General features: G+C 67.1%; 26 protein-coding genes. 10 read left to right on the top strand and 16 right to left on the bottom strand.

The genetic code is table 11. The features are described from left to right. Positions 1 to 33 precede the first annotated feature (33 nt). Positions 34 to 1,188 (top strand): ribonucleotide-diphosphate reductase subunit beta, encoded by a 1,155-nt coding sequence (locus tag KIH07_RS08490; protein ID WP_226491557.1) that lies wholly within the window; start codon positions 34 to 36, stop codon positions 1,186 to 1,188. Between the two features lie 229 nt (positions 1,189 to 1,417). Continuing rightward, positions 1,418 to 1,972 carry a histone gene (locus KIH07_RS08485; protein WP_226494653.1) on the top strand — a complete coding sequence of 185 codons (555 nt, stop codon included), beginning with the start codon at positions 1,418 to 1,420 and terminating at the stop codon, positions 1,970 to 1,972. A 104-nt stretch (positions 1,973 to 2,076) separates the two neighbouring features. On the opposite strand, the gene KIH07_RS08480 is transcribed toward KIH07_RS08485, so the two are convergent. From KIH07_RS08480 to KIH07_RS08450, 7 genes are all read right to left on the bottom strand, one after another. Further along, on the bottom strand, positions 2,077 to 2,973 hold the full coding sequence (locus tag KIH07_RS08480; protein ID WP_226491556.1) for a carbohydrate kinase family protein: 897 nt from the start codon (positions 2,971 to 2,973) through the stop codon (positions 2,077 to 2,079). A 17-nt stretch (positions 2,974 to 2,990) separates the two neighbouring features. Next, the gene (locus KIH07_RS08475) at positions 2,991 to 4,367 is read right to left on the bottom strand and encodes a DUF3426 domain-containing protein (RefSeq protein WP_226491555.1); all 1,377 of its coding nucleotides are present in this window, start codon (positions 4,365 to 4,367) and stop codon (positions 2,991 to 2,993) included. Between the two features lie 107 nt (positions 4,368 to 4,474). Continuing rightward, a complete protein-coding gene (gene prmA, locus KIH07_RS08470) occupies positions 4,475 to 5,404 on the bottom strand; it encodes a 50S ribosomal protein L11 methyltransferase (RefSeq protein ID WP_226491554.1) in 930 nt (309 codons plus the stop codon). Beyond that, the gene (gene accC / locus KIH07_RS08465; protein WP_226491553.1) at positions 5,394 to 6,743 is read right to left on the bottom strand and encodes an acetyl-CoA carboxylase biotin carboxylase subunit; all 1,350 of its coding nucleotides are present in this window, start codon (positions 6,741 to 6,743) and stop codon (positions 5,394 to 5,396) included. Before accC ends, prmA begins: the two co-directional genes overlap by 11 nt. A 15-nt stretch (positions 6,744 to 6,758) precedes the next feature. Continuing rightward, positions 6,759 to 7,223: an acetyl-CoA carboxylase biotin carboxyl carrier protein gene (accB, locus tag KIH07_RS08460; RefSeq protein WP_226491552.1), complete on the bottom strand. Its 465-nt coding sequence runs from the start codon at positions 7,221 to 7,223 to the stop codon at positions 6,759 to 6,761. A gap of 282 nt (positions 7,224 to 7,505) precedes the next feature. After that, a complete protein-coding gene (locus tag KIH07_RS08455) occupies positions 7,506 to 8,027 on the bottom strand; it encodes a TlpA family protein disulfide reductase (protein ID WP_226491551.1) in 522 nt (173 codons plus the stop codon). Next, entirely contained in the window at positions 8,024 to 8,647 is a 624-nt protein-coding gene (locus tag KIH07_RS08450; protein ID WP_226491550.1) for a hypothetical protein, read from the bottom strand. The genes KIH07_RS08455 and KIH07_RS08450 overlap by 4 nt, the downstream gene beginning before the upstream one ends. A 91-nt stretch (positions 8,648 to 8,738) precedes the next feature. Between KIH07_RS08450 and mpl the strand changes: the two genes are divergently transcribed. Next, positions 8,739 to 10,238, top strand: coding sequence for a UDP-N-acetylmuramate:L-alanyl-gamma-D-glutamyl-meso-diaminopimelate ligase (gene mpl, locus KIH07_RS08445; protein WP_226491549.1), 1,500 nt, complete (start codon positions 8,739 to 8,741; stop codon positions 10,236 to 10,238). A 39-nt stretch (positions 10,239 to 10,277) separates the two neighbouring features. Here mpl and KIH07_RS08440 read toward each other — a convergent pair whose 3' ends face one another. From KIH07_RS08440 to rodA, 6 genes are all read right to left on the bottom strand, one after another. Continuing rightward, entirely contained in the window at positions 10,278 to 10,598 is a 321-nt protein-coding gene (locus KIH07_RS08440; protein ID WP_226491548.1) for a hypothetical protein, read from the bottom strand. An 82-nt stretch (positions 10,599 to 10,680) separates the two neighbouring features. Then, entirely contained in the window at positions 10,681 to 11,739 is a 1,059-nt protein-coding gene (locus KIH07_RS08435) for a hypothetical protein (RefSeq protein ID WP_226491547.1), read from the bottom strand. Positions 11,740 to 11,896: 157 nt separating this feature from the next. Next, positions 11,897 to 13,030 (bottom strand): 3-deoxy-7-phosphoheptulonate synthase, encoded by a 1,134-nt coding sequence (locus KIH07_RS08430; protein ID WP_226491546.1) that lies wholly within the window; start codon positions 13,028 to 13,030, stop codon positions 11,897 to 11,899. 214 nt (positions 13,031 to 13,244) lie between these two features. Next, positions 13,245 to 14,705: a metalloprotease TldD gene (tldD, locus tag KIH07_RS08425; protein ID WP_226491545.1), complete on the bottom strand. Its 1,461-nt coding sequence runs from the start codon at positions 14,703 to 14,705 to the stop codon at positions 13,245 to 13,247. A gap of 101 nt (positions 14,706 to 14,806) precedes the next feature. After that, positions 14,807 to 15,829 carry an NAD(P)-dependent oxidoreductase gene (locus KIH07_RS08420; protein WP_226491544.1) on the bottom strand — a complete coding sequence of 341 codons (1,023 nt, stop codon included), beginning with the start codon at positions 15,827 to 15,829 and terminating at the stop codon, positions 14,807 to 14,809. After that, positions 15,826 to 16,980, bottom strand: a complete 1,155-nt coding sequence (gene rodA / locus KIH07_RS08415) for a rod shape-determining protein RodA (protein WP_226491543.1) — start codon at positions 16,978 to 16,980, stop codon at positions 15,826 to 15,828. The genes KIH07_RS08420 and rodA overlap by 4 nt, the downstream gene beginning before the upstream one ends. Positions 16,981 to 17,003: 23 nt before the next feature. On the opposite strand from rodA, the gene KIH07_RS08410 reads away from it, so the two are divergent. The 7 genes from KIH07_RS08410 to ruvC all read left to right on the top strand — a co-directional run bounded on the left by KIH07_RS08410 (position 17,004) and on the right by ruvC (position 23,774). Continuing rightward, the gene (locus tag KIH07_RS08410) at positions 17,004 to 17,624 is read left to right on the top strand and encodes a YqiA/YcfP family alpha/beta fold hydrolase (protein ID WP_226491542.1); all 621 of its coding nucleotides are present in this window, start codon (positions 17,004 to 17,006) and stop codon (positions 17,622 to 17,624) included. 41 nt (positions 17,625 to 17,665) lie between these two features. Next, positions 17,666 to 19,756 (top strand): ribonuclease catalytic domain-containing protein, encoded by a 2,091-nt coding sequence (locus KIH07_RS08405; RefSeq protein WP_226491541.1) that lies wholly within the window; start codon positions 17,666 to 17,668, stop codon positions 19,754 to 19,756. A 25-nt stretch (positions 19,757 to 19,781) separates the two neighbouring features. Continuing rightward, the gene (locus tag KIH07_RS08400; protein ID WP_226491540.1) at positions 19,782 to 20,651 is read left to right on the top strand and encodes an energy transducer TonB; all 870 of its coding nucleotides are present in this window, start codon (positions 19,782 to 19,784) and stop codon (positions 20,649 to 20,651) included. Positions 20,652 to 20,770: 119 nt separating this feature from the next. After that, a complete protein-coding gene (locus KIH07_RS08395; protein WP_226491539.1) occupies positions 20,771 to 21,556 on the top strand; it encodes a transglycosylase domain-containing protein in 786 nt (261 codons plus the stop codon). Positions 21,557 to 21,563: 7 nt separating this feature from the next. Then, complete coding sequence (locus tag KIH07_RS08390) at positions 21,564 to 22,181, top strand: lysophospholipid acyltransferase family protein (RefSeq protein ID WP_226491538.1); 618 nt, start codon at positions 21,564 to 21,566, stop codon at positions 22,179 to 22,181. Positions 22,182 to 22,236: 55 nt separating this feature from the next. Continuing rightward, positions 22,237 to 23,229 carry a phosphatidate cytidylyltransferase gene (locus tag KIH07_RS08385; RefSeq protein WP_226491537.1) on the top strand — a complete coding sequence of 331 codons (993 nt, stop codon included), beginning with the start codon at positions 22,237 to 22,239 and terminating at the stop codon, positions 23,227 to 23,229. Next, entirely contained in the window at positions 23,226 to 23,774 is a 549-nt protein-coding gene (gene ruvC, locus KIH07_RS08380; RefSeq protein ID WP_226491536.1) for a crossover junction endodeoxyribonuclease RuvC, read from the top strand. The genes KIH07_RS08385 and ruvC overlap by 4 nt, the downstream gene beginning before the upstream one ends. Positions 23,775 to 23,895: 121 nt before the next feature. On the opposite strand, the gene KIH07_RS08375 is transcribed toward ruvC, so the two are convergent. From KIH07_RS08375 to ftsZ, 3 genes are all read right to left on the bottom strand, one after another. After that, positions 23,896 to 24,072, bottom strand: a complete 177-nt coding sequence (locus tag KIH07_RS08375) for a hypothetical protein (protein WP_226491535.1) — start codon at positions 24,070 to 24,072, stop codon at positions 23,896 to 23,898. 10 nt (positions 24,073 to 24,082) lie between these two features. Then, positions 24,083 to 25,006 carry a UDP-3-O-acyl-N-acetylglucosamine deacetylase gene (gene lpxC / locus KIH07_RS08370; protein WP_226491534.1) on the bottom strand — a complete coding sequence of 308 codons (924 nt, stop codon included), beginning with the start codon at positions 25,004 to 25,006 and terminating at the stop codon, positions 24,083 to 24,085. Between the two features lie 196 nt (positions 25,007 to 25,202). After that, entirely contained in the window at positions 25,203 to 26,417 is a 1,215-nt protein-coding gene (ftsZ, locus tag KIH07_RS08365) for a cell division protein FtsZ (RefSeq protein WP_226491533.1), read from the bottom strand. Positions 26,418 to 26,605 lie beyond the last annotated feature (188 nt).

Raw genomic sequence — 26,605 nt, 5'->3', positions numbered from 1 at the left:
ACACTTCGATAATCCGCAGAATTGGACACACATATGTTGACCTGGGACGAACAAGTCACTCCCTCATCGAAGCCCGCACCTCTTCCCCTGGCAACCAGCATGCCGGGTGTGCCAGTGTCACTGTCTGACGCCCCCCTCTCTTCTTCCGCCAGCGCAGGCACGCCAGGCGCGCGCCGCATCAACGTGGCCGACAAGCGCATCATCAACGGCAAGACCGACGTCAACCAGCTCGTGCCGTTCAAGTACAAGTGGGCCTGGGAAAAATACCTCGCCACCTGCGCCAACCACTGGATGCCGCAGGAAGTGAACATGAGCCGCGACATCGCGCTCTGGAAAGATCCCAATGGTCTGACCGAAGACGAGCGCCGCATCGTCAAGCGCAACCTCGGCTTCTTCGTGACCGCCGATTCGCTGGCCGCCAACAACATCGTGCTGGGCACCTACCGCCACATCACGGCGCCCGAGTGCCGCCAATTCCTGCTGCGCCAGGCGTTTGAAGAGGCCATCCACACCCACGCCTACCAGTACATCGTGGAGTCGCTGGGTCTGGACGAGTCCGAGATCTTCAACGCCTACAACGAGGTCCAGTCGATCCGAGACAAGGACGAGTTCCTGATCCCCTTCATCGAAGCGATCATGGACCCGGCGTTCAAGACCGGCACAGAGAAGGACGACCAGACCCTGCTCAAGAGCCTGATCGTGTTTGCCTGTCTCATGGAAGGCCTGTTCTTCTACGTCGGGTTCACACAGATTCTCGCGCTCGGTCGCCAGAACAAGATGACGGGTGCCGCTGAGCAGTACCAGTACATCCTGCGCGACGAGTCCATGCACTGCAATTTCGGCATCGACCTGATCAACGCGATCAAGCTGGAAAATCCGATGCTGTGGACGCCGGAATTCAAGGCCGAGATCAAGGCCTTGTTCATCAAGGCCGTGGAGCTCGAATACCGCTACGCCGAAGACACCATGCCGCGCGGCGTGCTGGGCCTCAACGCTTCCATGTTCAAGGGCTACCTGCGCTACATCGCCAACCGGCGCGCCACGCAGATCGGCCTGGAGCCCATGTTCCCGAACGAAGAGAACCCGTTCCCCTGGATGAGCGAAATGATCGACCTCAAGAAGGAGCGCAATTTCTTCGAGACCCGCGTGATCGAGTACCAGTCCGGCGGGGCGCTCTCCTGGGACTGATGTTCCCAGGCCCGGGGCCACGCGTTGCACACCGACAAACCATCACATGCGTTTCAAGCATTCAAAGTCCTCTTCCCGATGCCTCGGCACCGCGGGGAGGACTTTGTCACAGGATTCAACTCCTTGGGGCCAGCCGTGGATGCATCCACACGACCCCAAGGCGCTGAATCACTTCACCGGCATCAAGATCGGATGAAGTGCTCTTTGCAACTTGATCAAGGAGAAAACAATGGCAACTGCGAAAAAAGCCCCGGCTAAAAAAGCCGCCCCGGCCAAGAAGGCCGCCGCACCTGCGAAGAAGGCAGCACCTGCGAAGAAGGCAGCACCTGCGAAGAAGGCAGCACCTGCGAAGAAGGCAGCACCTGCGAAGAAGGCAGCGCCTGCGAAGAAGGCAGCACCTGCGAAGAAGGCTGCACCTGCGAAGAAGGCTGCACCTGCGAAGAAGGCTGCACCTGCGAAGAAGGCAGCGCCTGCGAAGAAGGCAGCGCCTGCGAAGAAGGCAGCGCCTGCGAAGAAGGCAGCTCCTGCGAAGAAGGCAGCTCCTGCGAAGAAGGCTGCACCTGCGAAGAAGGCTGCTCCTGCGAAGAAGGCAGCTCCTGCGAAGAAGGCAGCTCCTGCGAAGAAGGCAGCTCCTGCCAAGAAAGCCGCAGCTCCGGCCAAGAAGGCAGCCCCCGCAAAAAAAGCTGAGCCGGCTAAAACGCCGGCAGCCCCAGCTGCCCCTGCGGCCCAAACCAAGCTCAACCCACAGGCTGCCTGGCCGTTTCCGACGTCCAGCAAGCCCTGAAATCGCCCTCGCGGCGATGACTTGGCAAGCCCGACGCGCAAGCGTCGGGCTTTTTTACGTCCGCTCTCGACAGCGCCCGACGAGCCGCAGCGGACCCTGTACGTTCAGTTGTTGGCCGCCGGCAGCGTGTAGTTCTGTCCCCCGCGGCTGGCGATCTTGGTGGCACCCATGCGGTTGCCCAGCTCGGCGCAACGCTGCAATGACCAGCCTTGTTCCAGGCCGTGCAGCAGGGCCGCCCGAAACGCATCCCCACAGCCGGTGGGATCCAGCACCTCGGTCGCGGACACCCCGGGGACAACGGTCTTCTGCCCGTCGCTCCAGACTTCGCAACCCTGTTCGCCCAGGGTGACGATGAGGCCGCGCACCTTGGCCGCCACCGCTTGCAGCGTGAGCCCGGTGCGGTCCGACAGCATCCGCGCCTCGTAGTCGTTGACCGCGACCCAGCTGGCCAGCTCGATGAACTGGGTCAGCTCTTCCCCATTGAACATGGGCAGCCCCTGCCCCGGGTCAAACACAAACGGCACGCCCGCCGCATGCAGTTGCCGGGCATGGGACAGCATGGCCTCGCGGCCATCGGGCGCGATGATGGCCAGGGCGATGTCCTCGCGCTGGGGTACCGGGTTCTCGTGCGCCTGGGACATGGCCCCCGGGTGGAACGCGGTGATCTGGTTGTTGTCGCGGTCGGTCATGATCATGGCCTGGGCGGTGTAGCTGTCGGCCGACGTGGACACATGCCGGGTGTCCACCCCCAGCGACTGGAGCCGCGCAAGGTACTCCTGCCCATCGCTGCCCAGCGTGGCCAGTGGCACGGCCTGAGCACCCAGCTGACGCAGGCCGTAGGCGATGTTGCCCGCACACCCCCCGTACTCGCGACGCAGGCCCGGCACCAGGAACGACACATTGAGGATGTGCAACTGGCTGGGCAGGATCTGCTCGGCGAAGCGACCCTCGAAGGTCATGATGGTGTCAAACGCCAGGGAACCGCAAATGAGGATGGACATGGGTGTGTTTCAAACAGTCAAGGATAAAAAACCAGCGCGCGGTATCCGGCCATGGGGGAAGCGCCCGCGTCGTTGATGGACAGGCGCAGGCTCAACGGCAGGGAGCCCTGGGCGGGCAGCAGTGTGGGCCCGCCGGGCAGTTCTTCGGGCAGGAACACCCGCCGGGACAACACGGCATCGCGCGCGTCGGTGAGACTGAGCTCCAGCGCCGGCACGGCCACGGGCATGGACGCGTTGTTCTTGAGCACCAGATCAAAGGAATAGAAGTTGCCGAGCCGGCGCACCAGGGTCGAGCTGTCGATCACCACGGCATCGATCTGCCGCACCGGCCCCACCTCGCAGCCGAGCGGCTCGCACAGCAGGGACAGCAGCGGCGCCAATGCCGGCTGCCGCGCGGCCAACTGGTCCCGGTTGTGCAAGGACCATTGCACCACCAGGGCCGTCGCCAGCAGCACGACCAGCGTCGCCAGTAGGGCGCGCATGCCCGGCGTGTGCCAGAACGCGCGCCGCCGCGCCTGCCGCATGAAACCGGGCTCGAGAGGCACCTCCGCAACCTCCTCGTCCTCGTCCTCGTCGGCCGAGGCTTCCGGTTTGGGCGCGAGCGGTTTGCTGACCGGTGGTGGGGCAGGCACCGCGGGGCGCGTTGGGACACGGGCGGGTTTCGGCTTTGGCATCGCCTCCGACGCAGGCGCTTGAGCAGGTGCCGGTGCCACCGCCGACTCAACCGCGGCCGCAGCGGATGCGGCGGCAAAGCGCCGCAACTCGGCATGAAAATCGGCCTCTTCGTCCTCCTCCGTGTTGAGCAACAAGGAATGCGAACCGGCCACCAGACCGCCTCTGGGCCGTGGAGCAACCACCCGATCCGTCCGGATCGTGCGCCCGGCGGAAGCGATGGCCGGCGTTGGCAGCCCCTCGCCCGGCCCTGGGCCGCGCACCTCCTCGCCCATCGGTTCCTCCGAAGGCGCCGGGCCCGAGAGCCAGTCACCCTTCTCATCGTCCTCAGCCCGATCTTCCGCAGGCAGGGCCGGCGGTTCAGCGGCACGACGCGCATCGGTGGCCGCCGGCGCTGCGCCACCCGCGGGTCGCTTTGGGTCGCGGATGGCCGACGTTTGCACGGCACGGTCCGGGCCGGCCAGTGGCGGGCGGACGGCATCCTCAAACGATGCGCCGGTACCGACCGAGGCCGCTCCAGGCGCTGGCGCCCGCAGATCCGATGGCTCACCATTCGCCTGCTGCGGCGTGGACACCGGGGGTTTCCAGGTGTCCAGGTACAAGGTGGCGTCGAACACGTCGGCGCAGTGACCACAACGCACCCAGCCATCGGAAATCTTGAGCTGGTCGGGAACGACCTTGAACATCGTTCCGCAGGCTGGACAGCGGGTGGTGAAACTCATGCGGCGATTATTGCAGGCCGTCGGGCCGCCCCCAGGCGGCCCGCAGGACGCTCAGCCCATGGCAACAGAGACAGCGATACGGCATCGCCCACGGGTCGAACAGCCGCTCAGACCCGGGCGGCGGTCATCAGGATCCAGCCGTCTTCTTCATCGCTGACCTCCAGCGCCAGCCAGGGCGCATAGGCCTCGCGCAGCTCGTCCGCCTGACGCGCCAGGATGCCCGCCATCACCAGATGCCCCCCCTGGCCGACATGGGCGCAGAGCAAGGGCGCCAGCACCTTGAGCGGCGTGGCCAGGATGTTGGCCAGCACCAGGTCGAAAACACCCTGGGCCAGCTCCGGCAGGCCGGTCTGCAGGTCCACGTGGTTGGCCGCGGCGTTGAGCCGGGTCGACTCCACCGCGGCGGGATCGATGTCCACCGCGACGATCTCGCCCGCGCCGAACTTGGCCGCGCCGATGGCCAGGATGCCCGATCCGCAGCCGTAGTCCAGCACGCGCTGGCCGGCCACGGGGTGGGAAGCGGTCCAGCGCAGGCACATGCGGGTGGTCGGGTGGGTTCCGGTGCCAAAGGCCAGCCCCGGGTCGAGCCGTATCACTTGCCGAGCAGCCGGGGGCGGCTCGTGCCAGCTCGGCACGATCCAGAAACTGGGCGTGATCTCCACCGGCGCAAACTGCGACTGTGTCAGCCGCACCCAGTCCTGCTCGGGCACAGCCTGCACGCCCAGCACCTCACAGCCTTCGAAGAAATCCTGCGCCGCCAACAGATTGGCCGCTTCGCGCGCGGCCGCCTCGGCAGAAAACAGCGCCACCACCCGCGAACGCTGCCAGCCCTCTTTGGGCGGCGGCATGCCGGGCTCGCCAAACAGCGCCTGCTCGGCCGGCGTCAGGGCATCGGCGTCTTCGACCGAGGTGCTCAGCGCATCGAGCGCGTCCAGGGCGTCGCTCACCGGCTCCACGGCCACTTCGGGCACCAGCAGCACCAGCTCAAAAAGAGACCCAGCCGGCGGCTGGGTCTGGGAGGCAAGATCAGCGTTCACGTTGGGAAAGCCACTCTTCAAGGTAGTGGATGTTGGTGCCACCGGCGACAAAGCTGGCATCCACCATCAACTCGCGGTGCAGCGGGATGTTGGTCTTGATGCCCTCGATCACCGTCTCGGCGAGCGCGGTGCGCATGCGGGCCAGCGCCTGTTCGCGCGTGTCGCCGTGCACGATGATCTTCCCGATCATCGAGTCGTAGTGGGGCGGCACGAAATAGTTGGCGTAGGCGTGCGAGTCCACGCGCACCCCGGGACCGCCTGGCGCGTGCCAGGTGGTGATGCGCCCGGGCGAAGGCGTGAACTTGTAGGCGTCTTCCGCGTTGATGCGGCACTCGATGGCATGGCCACGCAGCTGGATCTGGCGTTGCGTGAACGGCAGTTTTTCGCCCGCCGCCACCGCGATCTGGGTGCGCACGATGTCCACGCCCGAGATCCATTCCGTCACCGGGTGCTCCACCTGCACACGGGTGTTCATCTCGATGAAATAGAACTCGCCGTTCTCAAACAGGAACTCGAAGGTGCCGGCACCCCGGTAGCCGATCTTCTTGCAGGCGGTGGCGCAGCGCTCGCCGATCTTCTCGATCAGGCGACGCGGGATACCCGGCGCCGGCGCTTCCTCGATCACCTTCTGGTGGCGACGCTGCATGGAGCAGTCGCGCTCGCCCAGGTAGACCGCGTTGCGGTGGGTGTCGGCGAGGATCTGGATCTCGATGTGGCGCGGGTTCTGGAGAAACTTCTCCATGTACACCTCGGGGTTGCCGAACGCAGCGCCCGCCTCCGCCTTGGTGGTCTGCACCGCGTGCAGCAAAGCCGCTTCGGTGTGCACCACGCGCATGCCACGCCCGCCGCCACCACCCGCGGCCTTGATGATCACCGGATACCCCACGGCCTTGGCGGTGCGTTTGATGAGCGCCGGATCGTCCGGCAGCGCCCCCTCGGAGCCGGGCACGCACGGCACGCCCGCGCGGATCATGGCCTGCTTGGCCGAAACCTTGTCGCCCATGAGGCGGATCGACTCGGGCGTGGGACCAATAAAGGTGAACCCGCTCTTTTCCACCCGCTCGGCAAAGTCGGCGTTCTCCGACAGAAATCCGTACCCCGGGTGGATCGCCTCGGCATCGGTCACCTCGGCCGCCGAAATGATGGCCGGCATGTTGAGGTAACTGAGGGACGACTGCGCCGGCCCGATGCAGACCGACTCGTCGGCCAGCCGCACGTATTTGGCGTCGCGGTCGGCTTCGGAATACACCATCACCGCCTTGATGCCCATTTCGCGGCAGGCGCGCTGCACACGCAACGCGATCTCCCCCCGGTTGGCGATCAGGATTTTTTTGAACATGGAGGACTGTGCTGGTTATTCGATGACGTAGAGAGGCTGGCCGTATTCCACCGCCTGGCCGTTCTGCACCAGGATCTGGGTCACCGTGCCGGACTTGTCGGCCTCGATCTCGTTGAGGATCTTCATCGCCTCGACGATGCAGATGGTCTCCCCTTCCTTGATGGTGTCACCCACCTCCACGAACGGCTTGGCGCCGGGACTGGCCGCGCGGTAGAAGGTGCCCACCATGGGCGATTTGACGGTGTGCCCGACCGGGCCGGCAGGAGCGGCCGCCACCGGCGTGGTTTCCACCGCAGGCACCGCGGCGGGCGCGGCCATGGGTGCCGGGCTCGGCGCCATCGTGTAGGTCACCGGAGCGGCCATGCCCACGGGTGCGCTCTTGACGATGCGAACCTTGCCCTCGGCCTCGGTGATTTCCAGCTCGGACACGTTCGACTCGGATACCAGGTCGATCAGGGTCTTCAGTTTTCTCAAATCCATGATTTCTCCAACGAATATCGGTCAAATTGACTCAAATGCAGACAACTTCATTGAAGTCGAGGCGCGCCAACCCGCCGGGGTGCGCAGTGTACACGATGGCGCGGGCGTTTTGTGCGTTGAAATGGCCCGCCCCGTGAGCAGTCGCTCTGCGGCTAAAAACCCGCCACCTGACGCAAGATGGGCGAACTTTACCCGGTTTTTCACGTTGTTCCCTGCGATGGGATCAACGGCGCTGGACGCCACATTCCTAACCCAAAATCGCTGAGAGACACCCCTGCAGATTCATCCGAGCCCGGACCACTGGGACAGATCGGCGTCGGACAATTGCCCGATTTTTCGATGCAGCACCGTCCCGTCGCGGCCAAAAACCACCGTGAACGGCAGCCCACCACCGAGGTTGCCCAGTGACCGACTGATTTCGATGCCCGCGAATCCGGCCATGGCCACCGGAAACGCCAGGGGCAGCTTGCGCAGAAAGTCCTGCACCGCACCCGGCTGGTCCACCGCCATCCCCAGCACCTGCCAGCCTTCGCTGGCATGGGCCTGGTAAAAAGCGTTGAGCAGCGGCAGTTCCTCCACACAGGGAGGGCACCAGGTGGCCCAGAAGTTGACCAGCAGCGGCCGGCCCCGAAACGGTTCCAGCGCCACGGGCTCCCCACCGGGCCCTTGGTACCGGCCCGCCCAGAACGCCGCCTCGGCTTCGCTGGCAAGGTCGCCGGGCCGCAGCCGCCACCAGGCCACGCCGGCACCGGCAACACCCGCCGCCGCCGCGACGCCTCCCATCCACAGCGTGCGTCGTTTCATGCTCGGTCGTCCGGGTGTGTGCTGTCGGCGCTCAGCAAGGTCCGCAGGGCCTGGGCGTCCCCACGCGGCCTGCGGCCTTGGCTGTCGGGTTTGAGGGCACCGCGCAGATCGTCCAGGTCGTGCACCATCAAGTGCACCAGCACCCAGCCGTTCAAGGCCTCGCAACGCACCCGCAAGCTCAGTGCATCCACCGGGTCGCCACGCCAGCCAGTCACCGTGCCCGGGTGGTAATCCACCTTGCGGTCCAGCAAGGCCCACTCCGCCGCCTTGGGGTCCTCGCAGAACAACTGGATATAGATGTCGCTGTGGCGGGTGGCCGTGCCGTGCCAGACCGCGCCGCCCAGGTGTGGGTGGAAATCCGCCAGCCGCTCCAACCACAGCAAGGCCACTTCGCGCAAGGCACGCAATTCCACGGCCTGGGTATCGGGGCAGAAGATGTCGATGTATTCACGCACCGCCTCGTCCATGGCGGCGTTGTCGGGCCAGGAAACGCGCGCCGACAGGCCCAGCTGGCGGCCGGCCCGTCGCTTGGCCGCGGCGTATTCCAACCCCTCCTCCACCACGAAACGGGCGGCGGTGGCAGCGATCTCGGCGCTCTGGTTCGCTCGTAAGACATCCATCGGGCGATTGTGCACCGGGCCATTCGCCCGTCCGGTCAGAGTCCGCCATGGGCACAGGGCTGAGGACCGGAGCCCCGCCTAAAATCACCCGATGCATATACACATTCTGGGCATTTGCGGCACCTTCATGGGCGGTCTGGCCGCGCTCGCCCGCGAGGCCGGCCACCGCGTCACCGGCTGCGATGCCGGCGTCTACCCTCCGATGAGCGACCAGTTGCGCGCCCTGGGCATCGATCTGATCGAAGGCTACGGCGCCGACCAGATGGCGCTGAAGCCCGACGTGTTCGTGGTCGGCAATGTGGTCAGCCGCGCCCGGCTGACCGACGGCACACCCAAGTTTCCGTTGATGGAGGCCATTCTGGACGCGGGCGCCGCTTACACCAGCGGCCCGCAATGGCTGGCCGAACACGTGCTGCTGGGTCGCCATGTGCTGGCCGTGGCCGGCACCCACGGCAAGACCACCACCACCGCCATGCTGACCTGGATCCTGGAAGCCAACGGCCTGAACCCGGGTTTTCTGGTCGGCGGTGTGCCCATGAACTTCGGGGTGTCGGCAAGACTGGGCTGCGGGGCGGCTGCGCGCTCTGCGCAGGTCAAGGAGGAGCCCGCGCAGCGGGCGGGGGACACGGAGCAGGGCGCGCAGCCGCCCCGCAGCCCACCACTCTTCGTGATTGAAGCGGATGAATACGACACGGCGTTTTTCGACAAACGCAGCAAGTTCGTCCACTACCGACCCCGCACCGCCGTCCTCAACAACCTCGAGTTCGACCACGCAGACATCTTCGACGACCTCAAGGCCATCGAACGCCAGTTCCACCACCTGATCCGCACCGTGCCCGGCACCGGCCGGGTGGTGGTCAACGGCCTGGAGGAGAGCCTGGAGCGCGTGCTGCACCAGGGCCTGTGGAGCGAGCTGCGCAGCTTCGGCGCGGCCGTCAGCGATTTCACCGCCGTGGGCGAACCCCATGCCTTTGATGTGCTGGAGCGCGGTCAGCCGGTCGCGCGCGTGGAGTGGGCGCTCACCGGCGTGCACAACCAGCTGAACGCCCTGGCCGCCATCGCGGCGGCCGAGCACGTGGGGGTTTCACCCGCCGACGCGGCGCGGGCGCTGGCACGGTTCGAGAACGTGCGCCGCCGCATGGAGGTCCGGGGCACGGTACAGCGCAACGGAGAACCGATCACGGTCTACGACGATTTCGCCCACCACCCGACCGCCATCCGCACCACGCTGGATGGTCTGCGCCGGCGTCTGGGCGCTCCCTCCACCGGCAAGGGCGGGCGCATCCTGGCGGTGTTCGAACCCCGCAGCAACACAATGAAACTGGGCACCATGAAATCGCAACTGCCCTGGAGCCTGGAAGCGGCCGATCTGGCGTTCTGCCACACCGGGGGGCTCGACTGGGACGCGGTCGAGGCTCTGCGACCCATGGGTGAACGGGCCAGCGTGGCCCGCTCCATCGACGAGCTGGTGGCACAGGTCAGCGCGGCCGCTCGCGGCGGTGACCATATTGTCTGCATGAGCAACGGCGGGTTCGGCGGCGTGCACGCGCGGCTGCTGGCCGCTCTGGAACTGCGGTCCCCCAACGATTGACCGCGCCTGACGGCCGCAGACGCGGCGCGCCGGGTCGCTTCAGTAGCCCAGGGTCTGCGTGGGAATGTCCACCGTGACCACGGGCTTGGCCAGTGCGGCGCTGGTGGCGCGGGCAAACGCCAACGCCCAGGCGCGGTGGGCCGGGTCGCGGAAACGCTCTTCGCCCGCGGCCTGCGCAACCCCGAGAATCTTGTCCGCGGTAAGCACCTTGCCGGTCAGGCGGATGGGCTCACAGCCGAAGAACGTGAACTGCTCGTCCAGCCAGGAGCGCGCCAGCTCGTGCGGCATGGGCTGCACCTCCTCCAGGTCAAAGCGGTAGATGGACGGTTCACCCCAACTCACGGTGACATGGCTGCGCATCTTGCGGACTCCTTGGATACGGTAGTGGGTACCTGACCATTGTGCATCGGGCCCTGCGCGGTTGCCAGTGCCGCCCCCCGCGTCATCCTTCGTCGACCACCGACGGCCCGGCGGATTTCCCCGCAACCGTGCGCAGCGGCGAGTGCGGCATTTCGCGCAGGATGCTCGACGGCGGCACCATCGGGTCGGACTGATCGGAGTGACCGGTGCGCAACAGGGCGTCGGGGTTCGGGTCGGCCTGGTCAAAATGCAGCGCCACCAGCGCGCGCCTGACCGCGGGCTCGGCGCGCCGGGCGCTGTCGGCATCGGTGGTCAGGCCGCCGGCGTGGTACAGCGAGGCCAGGTGGTGCGCCAACTCGCTTTCGGCAATGCCGGTGCGGCGACACAGGCTGTCGAAGACGGCGGGACGCACCATCAATTCGCGCATCAGGCTCAGGTGCACTTCGTCGAACCAGCGAGCGGGCACGCGCGGGACACGCCGCAGATACACCGTGCGTTCGCGGTAGCGCGCGGGCAGCACGTCGCGCAGGGTGCGCACGGCGTAGGTCCACATGACCCGGTGCAGGGGCAGGCGCATGAACGAGGACGGGATGTCGGCCGCGCCCGGCGGGCGGCGCACCCATTCGGCCATCGCCAGGTCCACGGGGCGCGCGGGGATGAACAGGCCGGACTGCCAGCGGTCCAGGTCAATCACGGCCAGCAAACGCCCCTCGTGGGTCACATGGATCACGCCCCCCTTGAACTGCCCCACGCGCTCCAGCAGCAGCGAGCCCAGCGCAAACTGGCTGCGCAGCGGGCGCAGCCAGGCCTCAAACCGCTGCAGCCGCTGGCGCACACTGTTCTCGTCGTCCGATTCGAAAAACTCGGCCGACGCAAACCCCTCAGGCAGCGGTGTGGCAAACGCCAGCGGACGATCCACCTCGGCGCGGTTGAGCGCCAGACGCTCGTCACCGCCGTGCGGATGGCGGATCACCACCGCATCCCGCCCCAGCACCTCGACCGACTCCCCGCAGATCATCCAGGCATCGGCCAGATGGGGGTCGCAGCCGCGCCACTCGGGCCAGCCGGCTTGGACCTGCCCGGCCCAGGCCAGCAGGCGCGATTGATCCGGCTCGGAAAAACCCAGCAAACCCAAACGCAATACAGGTTGCTCCACACACACTCCAGCGGTCAGCGACCAATCCAGTGCACCGTGCCCACGACGACCGTGGACACGCCAGACCGCCACCGCAGTGGTATCGGCCTCTGTTACAGATTATGAAGCACCGATTTGCGGAGCGGGCCGCAGCCGCAGAGCCCTATTTGCCGCGCTGGCGTGCAGCCTGCACCGCCTGGGACAGCACTTCCAGTGCCTGCAACGAATCGGTCCAGCCCAGGCAGGCATCGGTGATGCTCTTGCCGTAAGCGAGCTGGTCCACCCGGTCCTTGCCCGGCGTGAACTTCTGGGCGCCGGCCTCGATGTGGCTTTCGATCATCACGCCAAACACACTGCGGGATCCGCCCGCGATCTGTGCGGCGATGTCGCGCGCCACCTCCAGCTGCTTTTCGTGCTGCTTGCTGCTGTTGGCGTGGCTGCAGTCCACCATCAAACGGGGGACCAGCCCGGCCGCCTCCAGGTCTTTCACGGCCGCGGCCACATGGGTGGCGTCGTAATTGGGCGCCTTGCCCCCGCGCAGGATCACGTGGCAGTCCTTGTTGCCGTTGGTCTGCACGATGGCGACCTGGCCGTTCTTGTGCACCGAGAGGAAATGGTGGCCGCGCGCGGCGGCCTGGATGGCGTCGGTGGCGATGCGGATGTTGCCATCGGTACCGTTCTTGAAACCGATCGGTGCCGACAGCCCCGAGGCCAGTTCGCGGTGCACCTGGCTCTCGGTGGTGCGTGCGCCGATCGCGCCCCAGGCGATCAGGTCCCCGATGTATTGCGGCGAGATCACGTCCAGGAACTCGCTGCCGGCGGGCATGCCCAGGCGGTTGATCTCGATCAGCAGCTGGCGCGCGATGCGCAGCCCCTCGTCGATGCGGTAGCTTTCATCGAGGTAGGGGTCGTTGATCAGCCCCTTCCAGCCCACCGTGGTGCGCGGCTTCTCGAAATACACGCGCATGACGATCTCCAGCGTGTCGGCGTAGCGTTCGCGCATGGGCTGCAGGCGCCGTGCGTAGTCCACGGCCGCGGCCGGGTCGTGGATGGAGCAGGGACCGATCACCACCAGCAGGCGGTCGTCCTGCCCGCGCAGGATGTTGTGAATGCGCTGGCGGGTCTGGGTGATCAGGGCTTCCACCGGCGTGCCGCCGATGGGGAAAAAACGGATCAGGTGTTCGGGAGGCGGGAGCACGGTGATGTCCTTGATGCGTTCGTCGTCGGTCTGGCTGGTTTTGTCGACAGGACGCGCATGCCAGGCATCGCTGCTGGCGGGGTGGGTCTGGGCATTCATCGCGGGGCTCCTCGGAAGTGGGTTGCAGTGGAACGACAGGGCCAAAAAAAACCGCCGGGCTTTGGGCTCCGGCGGTTTGTTCGAGATTCGGTGATGCGCTTACAGCCTCGCCTCTCGTCCGCCAGGGACAGAGAACCAAAAATAAAAGGCAAAGAAGGCGAAGCGCGAAGACATGGGATCGAAATGTAGCACAGGGCGGCGAGGGTGCCGCACTTCAAGCCGTGCCGCCGACGGTCAGACCGTCGATGCGCAGCGTGGGCTGGCCCACACCCACCGGCACGCTCTGGCCTTCCTTGCCGCAGGTGCCCACGCCGCTGTCCAGGCGCATGTCGTTGCCGATCATGCTCACCTTCTTGAGCGACTCTGGACCACTGCCCACCAGCGTGGCGCCCTTCACGGGGTACTGGATCTGGCCGTTTTCCACCCAGTAGGCCTGGCTGGCGGAGAAGACGAACTTGCCACTGGTGATGTCCACCTGGCCGCCACCGAAGTTGGTGGCGTACAGGCCCTTCTTGATGCTGGCCACGATCTCGTCCGCGCTCTTGTCGCCACCGAGCATGTAGGTGTTGGTCATGCGCGGCATGGGCACGTGGGCATAACTCTCGCGCCGGCCGTTGCCGGTGGGCTTCACCCCCATCAGACGGGCGTTCATGGCGTCCTGGATGTAGCCACGCAGGATGCCGTCTTCGATCAGCACGTTCTTCTGCGAGGTATGGCCTTCGTCGTCCACGTTGAGCGAGCCGCGGCGGTCGGCAATGGTGCCATCGTCGAGCACGGTCACGCCCTTGGCGGCCACGCGCTGGCCGATGCGGCCCGCGAACGCGCTCGAGCCCTTGCGGTTGAAATCACCTTCAAGGCCATGGCCCACGGCCTCGTGCAGCAGCACACCGGGCCAGCCGGGGCCGAGCACCACCGTCATCTCGCCCGCGGGTGCCGGGCGCGCATCGAGGTTGGTGAGTGCCGCGGACACCGCTTCGTCCACATAGGACTGCACCATGGCGTCGTCGAAATACGCCAGCCCGAAACGGCCACCACCGCCGGAGGAGCCGATTTCGCGCCGACCTTTCTGCTCAGCGATGACGGTGACCGACAAGCGGATCAGGGGGCGCACATCGGCGGCCAGGGTGCCGTCGGCGCGGGCCACCAGCACCACATCGTGTTCGGCCGCCAGACCGGCCATGACCTGCACCACGCGGGGGTCCTTGGCCTTGGCCAGGCGCTCCACCTTTTCCAGCAACGCGACTTTGGCGGTGCTGTCCATGGTGCCGATGGGGTCCAGGCCCGGGTAGAGCGAGCGCGATTTCGACACCTTGACCGCGGGCACCCGCACCTTGCGGCCCTGCCCTTGCGCCGAGATGGAGCGCACCGTGTGGGCGGCGTCGATCAACGAGTCCCAGGACAGGTCGTCCGAATAGGCAAACGCGGTCTTTTCGCCGCTGACGGCGCGCACGCCCACGCCTTGGTCGATGCTGAAACTGCCGGTCTTGACGATGCCCTCTTCCAGGCTCCAGCCCTCGCTGCGGGTGGTCTGGAAATACAGGTCGGCGTCGTCCACGCCGTGCGACATGATCTCGCCGAGCGCACGCTGCAGGTGGGACGGACTCAGACCAAAGGGTTCGAGCAGCAGGGTCTGTGCGGTGGCCAGACGGGCCAGGGTGGGTTCGCGAGCAATCATGAGGACATTGTAAGAAGGAGCGGGTCCGCGCGCTGGCGGCAAGGTCATGGGCCCGCGGCAAGCGACCGGTGGTCGGCGCCCCCTCGGCGTGGGCGGCTGCGTCAGGCGCTGGCCGGCCGGCGCAGCAGGGTCAACAGCGCCGCATCGTCCTGCTCGGCCAGCCCGGCCGCATGGGCCTGGGCGAACACGGTGGCGGCGCGCGCGCCCAAGGGGCCCGTGAAGCCGGCCGCCGTGGCGGCTTCCACCGCCAGCCGGGTGTCTTTTTCCAGCAGCGTCACGTGGGCGCGCGGCGCGAAGTCGTCCGCCAGGGCCCGGCGCATGCGGTCCGAACCGATCCAGCTCTGGCCGCTGGACTGCTCGATCACCGACAAGGTGGTGCCCAGGTCCAGCCCCAGGCGCTCGGCCAGCGCCAGCACCTCGGCCGCGCCCACCAGGTTGATGCCCGCCAGCAGGTTGTTGACCAGCTTGGTGCGCGCGCCATCGCCCACCCGCTCGCTGACGCGAAACTGCTTCGATGACAGGGCGTCGAGCAGGCCGGCGTGGCGCGCGAGCACGGCGTCCGGCGCGGCCAGCATCAGGCTCATGCCGCCGTCGCGCGCCCGCGCCGGGCCGCCGGACATGGGGGCGTCGATGCAGTCCACTCCCCGTGCGGAAAGCGCCGAGGCCAGGCTTTCGGCGTCCTGCGGGGCGATGGTCGGGCACAGCATCACGGCCTGACCCGCGCGCAACGCCGGCGCAGCCCCCTGCGCACCCAGCAGCACCTCGGACGACTGCCCGGCATCGACCACGCAGACGATCAGCACGCCGTCGGGCGCCAACGCGCGAGCGGCGGTCTCGGGCGTGTCGGCCAGGTGGGCGCCGGCATCCAGCGCTTGTTGCTGCCGCAACGGGTCGATGTCGCACACCACCACGGTCCAACCCTGTTCACACAGCCGCGCCGCCATGGCGCCGCCCATGTTCCCAGCACCGACCACGGCCACCTGAACCAGGGGCAGCGACCCGCGCAGCGGCGGAGCGTGGGAGCTCTGACGATCCGGCGCCGGGCCGCCCCCAGCCGGATCAGCCCCCTCGGGGGGCAGCGACCCGCGCAGTGGCGGAGCGTGGGGGCCCGTACTCGCACTCATGATTGCATCAAGCGCTTGGACTTGGCGATCGACATCAGAATGCCCAGCCCCACCCCCAGCGTCACCATGGCGGTACCTCCATAGCTCACGAACGGCAGCGGCACGCCCACCACCGGCAGGATGCCGCTGACCATGCCCATGTTGACGAAGGCGTAGACGAAGATGTTGAGCGTGATGGCCCCGGCCAGCAGCCGGGCGAACAGCGTGGGCGCCTCCACCGCGATCAGCAGCCCGCGCACGACCAGGAAAATGAAGCCCGCCATCAGGCCCAAGGTGCCGACCAGGCCGAACTCTTCCGAGAACGCCGCGTAGATGAAGTCCGTGGTGCGCTCGGGGATGAATTCCAGGTGGGTCTGTGTGCCCTGCATGAAACCCTTGCCCCAGACCCCGCCCGAGCCGATGGCGATCATGCCCTGGATGATGTGAAAACCCTTGCCCAGCGGGTCCTTGGACGGGTCCAGCAGGGTGCAGATCCGCTGGCGCTGGTACTCGTGCAACACCTGCCAGTCCACCCCGGGGGCGCACCATTGCGGCTCCATCGCGATCAGCGTGACGATGCCGATGACGCCAACGACCACCGGGGGCAGGATCAGCTTCCAGCTCAGGCCGGCAAAGAAGATGACGAAAACGCCTGAGGCCAGCACCAGCAGGGCGGTGCCCAGATCGGGTTGCTTGAGGATGAGCGCGGCGGGCACCGCCAGCAGCACCACGGCCACCACGAAGTCCAATGGTTTGAGCAGGCCCTCGCGGCGCTGGAACCACCAGGCCAGCATCAGCGGCATGGCGATCTTCATGAGTTCGCTGGGCTGGATGACGACACCCACGTTGAGCCAGCGCTGCGCGCCCTTCTTTTCAATGCCGAACAGAAACACCGCCAGCAGCAGCAACACGCCCACCGTGTACAGCGGCACGGCCAGCGCCATCAGCCGCTGCGGAGGCACCTGGGCCACGAGGAACAGCACGCCCGCGGCCAGCAGCATGTTGCGGCCGTGGTTGGCAAAACGGGTTCCGTGGTCGAAGCCCACCGAATACATGGTCACGAGGCCGGCCGCGGCCATGAGCAGCACGGCCAGCGCGAGCGGGCCGTCAAAACCCTGAAAAATCGGGGCGATGCGTTGCAGCAGGGTGGGTTTGTCGAAAGTCGCGGCCATGAAGCCCGATTATCCTTCGCCCCATGATTCCCCCTGCTGCCACCACCCACCTGCTCTACCTGCACGGCTTCCGTTCGTCGCCCCGATCCATGAAGGCGCAGAAAGTGGCGGCGCGCGTGCGGCAGCGGCACCCGGGCGTGACCTGGTGGTGCCCCCAGTTGCCGCCCTCGCCGCGCGAAGCCATGGCCCTGGTGACCGAGGGCACCGCCGACTGGCCCCGGACCACCATGGCCGTGGTGGGGTCTTCGCTGGGCGGGTTTTACGCCCGCTGGCTGGCACTGCAAACCGGTTGCCGCGCCGCGCTGCTGAACCCGGCGGTGTTCCCGGCGCGCGATCTGGCGAAATACATCGGCGAACAGACCGCCTGGCACGACCCGCAGGAGCGCTTTTTCTTCCAGCCCGGTTTCGTGAACGAACTCCGCACGCTGGAAGCCGACATCGCGCGCCTGTCGCCGCCGCACCCGGCCTCGCCCGGGCGGCAGTTCGCCATCGTGGCGCAGGGCGACGAGGTGCTGGACTGGCGCGAGATGCGGGCTTTCTGCGCCGGTGGCGAGCTTCGCCTGTTGCCCGGGAGCGACCACGCCATCAGCGACTTCGATGCGCACATCGACGCGCTCTTCGACTTCCTGGCCCTGGCGACCTGAACCTGGCGGCGCCCATCCGTGCGCATGGGACAATCGCGCCCATGCACATTCTGTTCGATGAAGCCGGCAAATTGATGACCGGCCGCCTGCTGTCCGAAGCCGAAAGTTCCCTGCAGGTGGAGCTCGAATCGGGCAAACGCGTGAAGGTCAAGGCCACCAACGCCTTGCTGCGCTTTGACAAACCCGCCCCCGCCCAGCTCATGCCCGCCGCCAGCGCGCTGGCCGAGAGCATGGAGTTGGAGTTGGCCTACGAGTTCGCGCCCGAGGACGAGTTCGGCTTTGCCGAGCTGGCGCGCGAGTACTTCAGCACCAGCGCGGGCACCGCCGAACAGGTCGCCGCCCTGCTCTGCCTGCAGGGTGCACCGCACTATTTCCGCCGCGCCGGCAAGGGGCGCTACAAGAAAGCGCCGCCCGAGATCCTGGCGCAGGCGCTGGCCGCGATCGAAAAGAAAAAGCAGGTGCAGGCGCAGATCGAGGCCTGGGCCGCCGAGCTGGCCAGCGGCCAGTGCCCGCAACCCGTGCGCGAGCAGCTCTACAAGATCCTGTTCAAGCCCGACAAGAACGGTCCCGAATACAAGGCCGTGGTGGAGGCCGCGCGCAACAGCCACACCGCGCCGCTGGCGCTGCTGCGCAACGCCGGTGCCATCACCAGCGCCTACCAGTTCCACTGGCAGCGTTTCCTGTTCGACCAGTTCCCCAAAGGCACGGGCTTCCCGGCGCTGCAGGCGCCCGCCATCGCCGACGAGCTGCCGCTGGCCACCGTGCAGGCCTTTTCCATCGACGACTCGCACACCACCGAGATCGACGACGCGCTCTCGCTGCAGGGCCTGGGCAGCGGCACCGTCACGCTGGGCGTGCACATCGCCGCGCCCGGCCTGGCCATCGTGCCCGACAGCGCCATCGACCAGGTGGCGCGCCACCGCCTGTCCACGGTCTACATGCCGGGCCACAAGATCACCATGTTGCCCGACGAGGTGGTGCAGACCTACACCCTGATGGCCGGGCGCGACTGCCCGGCCGTGTCGCTCTACGTCACGTTCGACGAAGCCACGCTCGAACCCAAGGACAGCCGCACCGTGCTGGAGCGTGTGCCGATCGCGCTGAACCTGCGCCACGACCAGCTCGACACCGTGATCACCGAAGACTGGCTGAGCGACGGTGCCACCGCTGGCGATGCGGCCCCCGAGATTGCCGCGCTGCAGCCCACACTGGCCTTCATCTTCCGCCTGGCGCGCCACCTGAAGGCGCAGCGCGAGGTGGTGCGCGGCAAGCCGGAGAACTTCAACCGGCCCGACTACACCTTCAAGCTCACCGGTGTGACTGGCAGCGAGCCCGACGGCAGCGAAACCGTGGTGATCGGCACGCGTTCGCGCGGCGCGCCGCTGGACCTGATGGTGGCCGAGGCCATGATCCTGGCCAACAGCAGCTGGGGCCAGTGGCTGGCCGAATGCGGCGTGCCCGGCATCTACCGCAGCCAGGCCAGCCTGGCGCCCGGCGTGAAGGTGCGCATGGGCACCAAGGCGCAGCCGCACGCGGGCATCGGCGTCAAGAGCTACGCCTGGAGCACCTCGCCCCTGCGCCGCTACGTGGACATGGTCAACCAGTGGCAGATCATCGCCTGCGCGCGCCACGGCAAGACCGCCGCGCTCGCCGCGCCGTTCAAGCCCAAGGACGCCAACCTGTTTGCCATCATCAGCAGCTTCGACGCCGCCTACACCGCCTACAACGGTTTCCAGAACGGCATGGAACGCTACTGGACGCTCAAGCACCTGCAGCAAGCGGGAATCTCCGAGTTGACCGCCACCCTGATCAAGGACAACCTGGTGCGCGCCGACAGCCTGCCGCTGGTGCTGCCGGTGCTGGGCACCGAGGGCCTGCCGCGCGGTGCGCACGTGCGGGTGCGCCTGGGTGACATCGACGAAATGACGCTGGAGGTGGGCGGCACGGTGATCGAGCGGCTGGACCTGCCGGTGGACGAAGTGAGCGACGACAGCGCGGACGAGGGCGATGGCGACGAGGGCGACCTGGTGGCACCGCTGGCTCTGGCGATCGATCTGGACGACGGTGCGGACGCGCCCGGGGGGCCGGCCGCCGAGAGCGCCGAGCCGGCCGGGACCGCTCCGGCGGCATGAGCCGCACAGCCCGGATAATGCGCGCGTGAAAACCGCCCTGACCTTCTTCAAGAACCTGAGCACGCTGCAGCTGGCGCTGGGCGTGTCGGTGGCCGTGCACGCGGCGCTGCTGACCGTGCGCTTCGTCGACCCGCAGAGCTTTGACCGGGTGTTCCAGGATTCGCCGCTGGAGGTCATCCTGGTCAACGCCCGCAGCGACCAGCGTCCCGACAAGGCGCTGGCGATCGCCCAGGCCTCGCTGGCCGGTGGCGGCGAATCCGACAAGAAAATCCGCGCCACCTCGCCATTGCCCCCCAACATGGTGGCGCGCGTGGGCGACACGCCCGAGGAAGACGAGCGACGGATCGAGGCGCTCAAAGAAAAACAACAACAGATCCTGGCCCAGGTGCGGCAGCAGCTGGCCAACCTGCCCCCGCCCGATCTGGAGGCGCTCAACCCCAGCCAGGCGGCGATCGAGCGCGAACAGAAGCGCCAGGCCCTGGTGAAGATCCTGGCCGAGATCGAAAAGCGCATCAACGAAGAGAACAACCGGCCCAAGAAGCGCTACATCAGCCCGGCCACGCGCGAAGAGGTGTACGCGATCTATTACGACGAGCTGCGCCGCAAGATCGAGGACCGGGGCACCAGCAACTTTCCCGAGTCCGGCGGGCGCAAACTCTACGGAGATCTGACCATGGTCATCACCGTCAACCACACCGGCGCCGTGCTCGACACCGAGGTGGTGCAGTCCTCGGGCACCCCGACGCTGGACCGCCGGGCCCAGGCCATCGTGCGCAGCCTGGGCTTCGGGCGCTTCAACGAGGCCATGCGCCGCCGGGCCGACCAGATCGTGGTGGTGTCGCGTTTTCGCTTCACGCGCGACGCGACCTTGCAGACACAAATGACCAGTCAGTAAATGACCACCCCCGCGTCGCTTCGCGCCACCCCCTCAAGCGGGCAACACCTGCGGCCCGGCGAAGCCGGTTCCGCGGTGTTCTGGCTGAGCTCCCCCTCTGCACTGGATCGGTTCCTGGCATGAAATCCATCGGTCGTTGGTTGTTGTGGGTGCTGCTCGCCGGTCTGGCGCTGCAGCTGTTTTTCGTGCTGCGCATCGCGCTCATGGTGGTGATCGATCCCCAGAGCACGGCGTTCATGCGCTCCGAGGCCTGGCAGGTCGCCCGCGGGAGCCTGACCACGGACAAGAACTGGCGCTGGTCGGCCCAGTGGGTGGACTACGACCAGATCAGCCCGCACCTCAAGCGCGCGGTGATGGCGTCCGAGGACGCAGGGTTCGCCGACCACGGCGGTGTCGACTGGGAGGCCATCGAGTCGGCCTGGACCAAGAACGAACGCCGCCAGCAACTGGCCGAAAAGCGCATCGAAGAGCTCGAACGCCGTCTGGCCAAAAAGCCCGAGGTGGCCGAAGCCGCGCTCAAGGCCGTCAAGCCCCCCAAGATCATCGGTGGCTCCACCATCACCCAGCAGCTGGCCAAAAACCTGCTGCTCTCGGGCGAACGCAATCTGATGCGCAAGGGGCAGGAACTGGTGCTCACGCTCACGCTCGAAGCCCTGCTGAGCAAGGAACGCATCCTGGAGATCTATCTCAACAGCGTGGAGTGGGGCGAAGGCGTGTTCGGCGCGGAGGCCGCGGCGCAGCGTTACTTCAAGAAGCCCGCCGCCAAACTCAGCGCCTATGAAGCGGCCCGGCTGGCGGTGATGCTGCCGTCGCCGAAGTTTTTCGAGACTCGTCAGGGTTCGGCCTATCTCGCGCGGCGTGCCGGCACCATCGTTGCACGCATGGGCGCCGTGAGCGCTCCATGAGGTTTCCATGAACTGGCGTGCCCAAGCCATGAGCACCTTCCTGCTCTGGCTGGTGCGTCTGCTCACCGGCGCCCAGGCACGCTGGTACGGCTGCCCGCCCAAGGCCGAACAGCGCATCTATTTCGCCAACCACCAGAGCCACGCCGATCTGGTGCTGATCTGGGCCGCGCTGCCCCAGGAGCTGCGCAGCATCACCCGCCCGATCGCCGCGCGCGATTACTGGACCGCCTCGCCGTTCAAACGCTGGATCACCACCGAGGTGTTCAACGCGGTGTATGTGGAACGCGAGCGCAAGGGCGACGAGGACCCGCTGCAGCCGCTCATCAACGCGTTGGACAGCGGCGACTCGCTGATCCTGTTCCCCGAAGGCACGCGCGGCCACGACGAAGACCCGCAACCGTTCAAGTCGGGCCTGTACAACCTGGCCCAACGCTTTCCCGGCGTGGTGCTGGTGCCGGCCTGGATCCACAACGTGCAGCGCGTGATGCCCAAGGGCGAGGTGGTGCCGGTGCCGGTGCTGTGCTCCGTCACCTTTGGCGCCCCCTTGGCGCTGGGGGTGGACGAACCGCGCACCGCCTTCCTGACCCGCGCGCGCGACGCCGTCATGGCGCTGAGGGACGTATGAACCGCCACGCCGCCGCCTGCACCCGCCCACGGTTCGTGTCCCGGAGGGCACGCGGATGACGTCTTTCCTGCGCAGCCTCAGCGCCGATCAGCAGGTCAGCCTGGTGTTCGTGCTGCTGTTTGGCCTGCTGCTGATCGCCAGCGGTGTGGGGGTGCTGCTGTCGCTGCGCGAACGCCGCGCGGGCGATGACGACACCCAGACCGCGCGCGCCCTGCGGTTGCGGGACAACCAGGCGCTGCTGCGCAGTTCGTGGGTGATGGCGCTGGTGTTCTGGGTCGGCTGGGTCATGGGCGAAGGCGTGGCCATCGTGTTGTTCGGCCTGGTGTCGTTTTTCATCCTGCGCGAGTTCATCAGCCTCTCGCCCACGCGCCGCGGCGACCATCGCAGCCTGGTGCTGGCCTTCTTCACCGTGCTGCCCCTGCAATACGCGCTGGTGTGGACCGAACGCTTCAACCTCTTCACCGTGTTCATCCCGGTCTATGTCTTCCTGGCGATCCCGGTGGTGAGTGCACTGGGCAACGACCCGCAGCGCTTCCTGGAGCGCAACGCCAAGCTGCAGTGGGGCATCATGGTCTGCGTCTACGGCATGAGCCATGTGCCGGCCCTGCTGCTGCTGAATTTCCCGCGCTTCGCCGGCAAGACCGCGTTCCTCGTGTTCTTCCTGGTGCTGGTGGTGCAGACCTGCATGCTGGTGCAGCACCTGACGGCGCGGCGCCCGCACCGGCCCGTGGCCCCGGCCATCAGCGGCAGCTTTCATTGGCGCAGCTGGGCCCTGGGGCTCGCCGCCGGCGGTCTGCTGGGGGCGGCGCTGGCGGGCCTGACACCGTTCAAGCCTCTGCCGGCCATGGCCATGGCGCTGGTGGCCTGCGCGGCCGGCTCGTTCGGGCACCTGGTCATGAAGGCCATCAAACGCGACCGCGGCGTGACCCACTGGGGATCGGCCAGCCGCTCGGTCACCGGGGCCAGCGGCCTGCTCGACCGCGTGGACGCGCTGTGTTTCGCCGCGCCGGTGTTCTTCCATTCGGTGCGCTGGACCTTCAACCTATGAGAATCCTCGGCATCGACCCCGGCCTGCAATGCACCGGCTTTGGCGTGATCGACACCGACGGCGCGGCGCTGCACTATGTGGCCAGCGGCACCATCCAGACCAGCCCGAAAGACGGCGCCCTGCTGCCCGAGCGGCTGAAGATCCTGTTCGACGGCATCTCCGCGGTGGTCAAGCGCTACCAGCCCGAGACCTCGGCCTGCGAGATCGTGTTCGTCAACGTCAACCCGCAGGCCACGCTGCTGCTGGGCCAGGCGCGTGGTTGCTGCCTGACCGCGCTGGTGGCCAACGGGCTGCCCGTGGCCGAATACACCGCGCTGCAGTTGAAGAAGGCCGTGGTCGGCTACGGTCGGGCCGACAAGGCCCAGATGCAGGAGATGGTGAAGCGGCTGCTGCAGCTGCCGGGCCTGCCCGGCAAGGACGCCGCCGACGCCCTGGGCCTGGCCATCACCCATGCGCAGGTGGCACGCTCGGTGGCGGCCATCAACAAAGTGAGTCCGCTGCAGGCGCGCACACACGCTGCGTACAAGAGCGGCAGGAGTTATTGACCCCCCCGCGCCGCCTGCGGCGTCACCCCTCAGGGGGCGATGCGAGTGGCCCGGCGAAGCCGGTTCCACGGCATCCTCGGTGAAGTCACGCGCCTCGGCTGCGCTGGGCGGAGGGGAACTGCTAAAGAATGCGTTCAAGGATCAGGACGCCAAAGAAGCCCAGTGCGGCGATCAGGGTCCATTTGAGGATCTTGATGCCCCAGGTTCTGTAGCGTTGCTGGCCGGTGCCGATGTAGAAGGCGAAACACACGCCGGCCGCGAGCAAGAGAAAGAAGACGGCGAAGCGGAACAACAGCATGGGCGCGCGCCTACCAGGCCGGGGCGAGCTGGGCGAAGCCTTTCGGGGCCTCGCGCTCGTGCTCAAAGCTCACCACCTCGTAGGCATCGGGTCGGGCCAGCAGGGCCCGCAGCAGCTGGTTGTTCAAGGCGTGGCCGCTGCGAAACGCGGTGTAGGCCGCCAGCAGCGGTTTGCCCACGATGTACAGGTCGCCGATGGCGTCAAGGATCTTGTGTTTGACGAATTCGTCCTGGTAGCGCAGGCCGTCGGCGTTGAGCACCTTCACATCGTCCATCACGATGGCGTTGTCCAGCCCGCCGCCCATGGCCAGCCCGTGCGAACGCATCATCTCCACGTCGCGGGTGAAGCCGAAGGTGCGTGCACGCGCGATCTCGCGCGCGTACTGGCCACTGCCGAAATCGAATTCGACCCGCTGGCCGGTGGAGCTCACGGCGGGGTGGTCGAACTCGATCTCGAAGCTGAGCTTGTAGCCGTGGTACGGCTCCAGCCGCGCCCACTTCAGGCTGCGCCCCTCGCCTTCGCGCACCTCCACCGGTTTGATCACCCGGATGAAGCGCTTGGGCGCCTTCTGCATCACGATGCCGGCGCTTTGCAGCAGGTAGACGAACGAGGCCGACGAGCCGTCGAGAATGGGCACCTCTTCGGCGGTGATGTCAACGTACAGGTTGTCCAGCCCCAGGCCGGCGCAGGCGCTCATCAGGTGCTCCACCGTGTGCACCTTGACGCCGCCGTTGGAGATGGTGGAAGCAAGCCGGGTGTCCGACACCGACTCGGCCGTCACGGCGATGTCCACCGGTTCGGGCAGGTCGACGCGGCGGAACACGATGCCCGTGTCCGGCGCGGCCGGGCGCAGCGTCAGCTCCACCCGCTGACCGCTGTGCAGGCCCACGCCGACGGCTTTGGTCAGGGATTTGAGGGTACGTTGCGCAAGCATGGGTCGATTTTAATTTTCCGGGCGATTTCGTGCTGACCAGGAAAACTATCCCGGCGATATCCGAAAACAAGATCCACCCGCGAGCCACGACGCCCCACGCGAGAAGTGCCCCCCGTCGGGAACACCGCGGAACCGGCTTCGCCGGGCCGCAGGTGTTGCCCCCTGGGGGGTGACGCCGCAGGCGGCGCGGGGGGAGTCAATCCGCCTGTTTGCGCAGAAAGGCCGGGATCTCGAAATCGTCCATGCCGCCCGAGGCCAACGCATCCACCTTGGCCGCGGCCTGGGTGCGGTTGGTGCGCCAGACGCTGGGCACGGCCATGGAGTTGTAGTCGGGCTGGGCCATGCCCGCGCCCGGGCCACCCACGGCGGCGTTGACGGTGGGCACGTTGAACGGCACGTTGTCGGTGCCGGTGCGCAGCACCTGCAGCGGCGGCGCGGTGCGGCGCACGCCCTGGCGGCTCAGACCCGTGGCCACCACCGTGACGCGCATCTCGTCGCCCAGGCTGTCGTCGTAGGCGGCGCCGTAGATCACGTGCGCGTCCGGCGAAGCGTAGGCGCGGATGGTGTTCATGGCCAGCTTCGATTCGGACAGCTTGAGCGATCCCTTGGCCGCGGTCACCAGCACCAGCACGCCCTTGGCACCGGAGAGGTCGATGCCTTCAAGCAGCGGGCAGGCCACGGCCTGCTCGGCGGCGATGCGCGCGCGGTCCGGGCCGGCGGCGACCGCGGTGCCCATCATGGCCTTGCCGGGTTCGCCCATCACGGTGCGCACGTCTTCGAAGTCGACGTTGACGTTGCCGTACTCGTTGATGATCTCGGCGATGCCGCCCACGGCGTTCTTCAACACGTCGTTGGCGTGGGCAAAGGCCTCGTCCTGCGTCACGTCGTCGCCCAGCACTTCGAGCAGCTTCTCGTTGAGCACCACGATCAGCGAGTCCACGTTGGCTTCAAGCTCGGCCAGGCCGTTGTCGGCGTTGGTCATGCGGCGGCCACCTTCCCAGTCGAAGGGTTTGGTGACCACGCCCACGGTGAGAATGCCCATCTCCTTGGCCACGCGGGCGATCACGGGCGCCGCGCCGGTGCCGGTGCCGCCACCCATGCCGGCGGTGATGAAGAGCATGTGCGCGCCGTCGATGGCGGTGCGGATCTCGTCGACGGCGAGCTCGGCGGCCTCGCGCCCCTTTTCAGGCTTGCTGCCAGCGCCCAGGCCGGTGGTGCCGAGCTGAATGGTGCGGGTGGCCGCGCTGCGGGCGAGGGACTGCGCGTCGGTGTTGGCGCAGATGAACTCCACGCCTTGCACGGCACGCGAGATCATGTGTTCCACCGCGTTGCTGCCGCCACCGCCAACGCCGATGACCTTGATCTGGGTGCCCTGGTTGAATTCTTCCACTTCAATCATTTCGATGCTCATGGCTCTCTCCTGTTGTTGCCCTTGAACCCGAGGTTCGGGGCGGTTTTCATTCAAAAAATCAGATTCGGTTCGTTGCGCTGTGAGGTGCCTCAGCCAGGCGGTCCGGTGCAGACCCGACATCGGGACCGCGGTCTGGGCCGGGTGCGCGGGGTCAAGGGCACCAGCGAACTGGCTCCGCCAAGCGACAG

The sequence above is a fragment of the Hydrogenophaga taeniospiralis genome (assembly GCF_020510445.1).
In the GTDB taxonomy this organism is placed as follows: domain Bacteria; phylum Pseudomonadota; class Gammaproteobacteria; order Burkholderiales; family Burkholderiaceae_C; genus Hydrogenophaga.
Note: the sequence above shows the minus strand (reverse complement) of the source record. Positions and strands in the feature narration are given on the sequence as shown.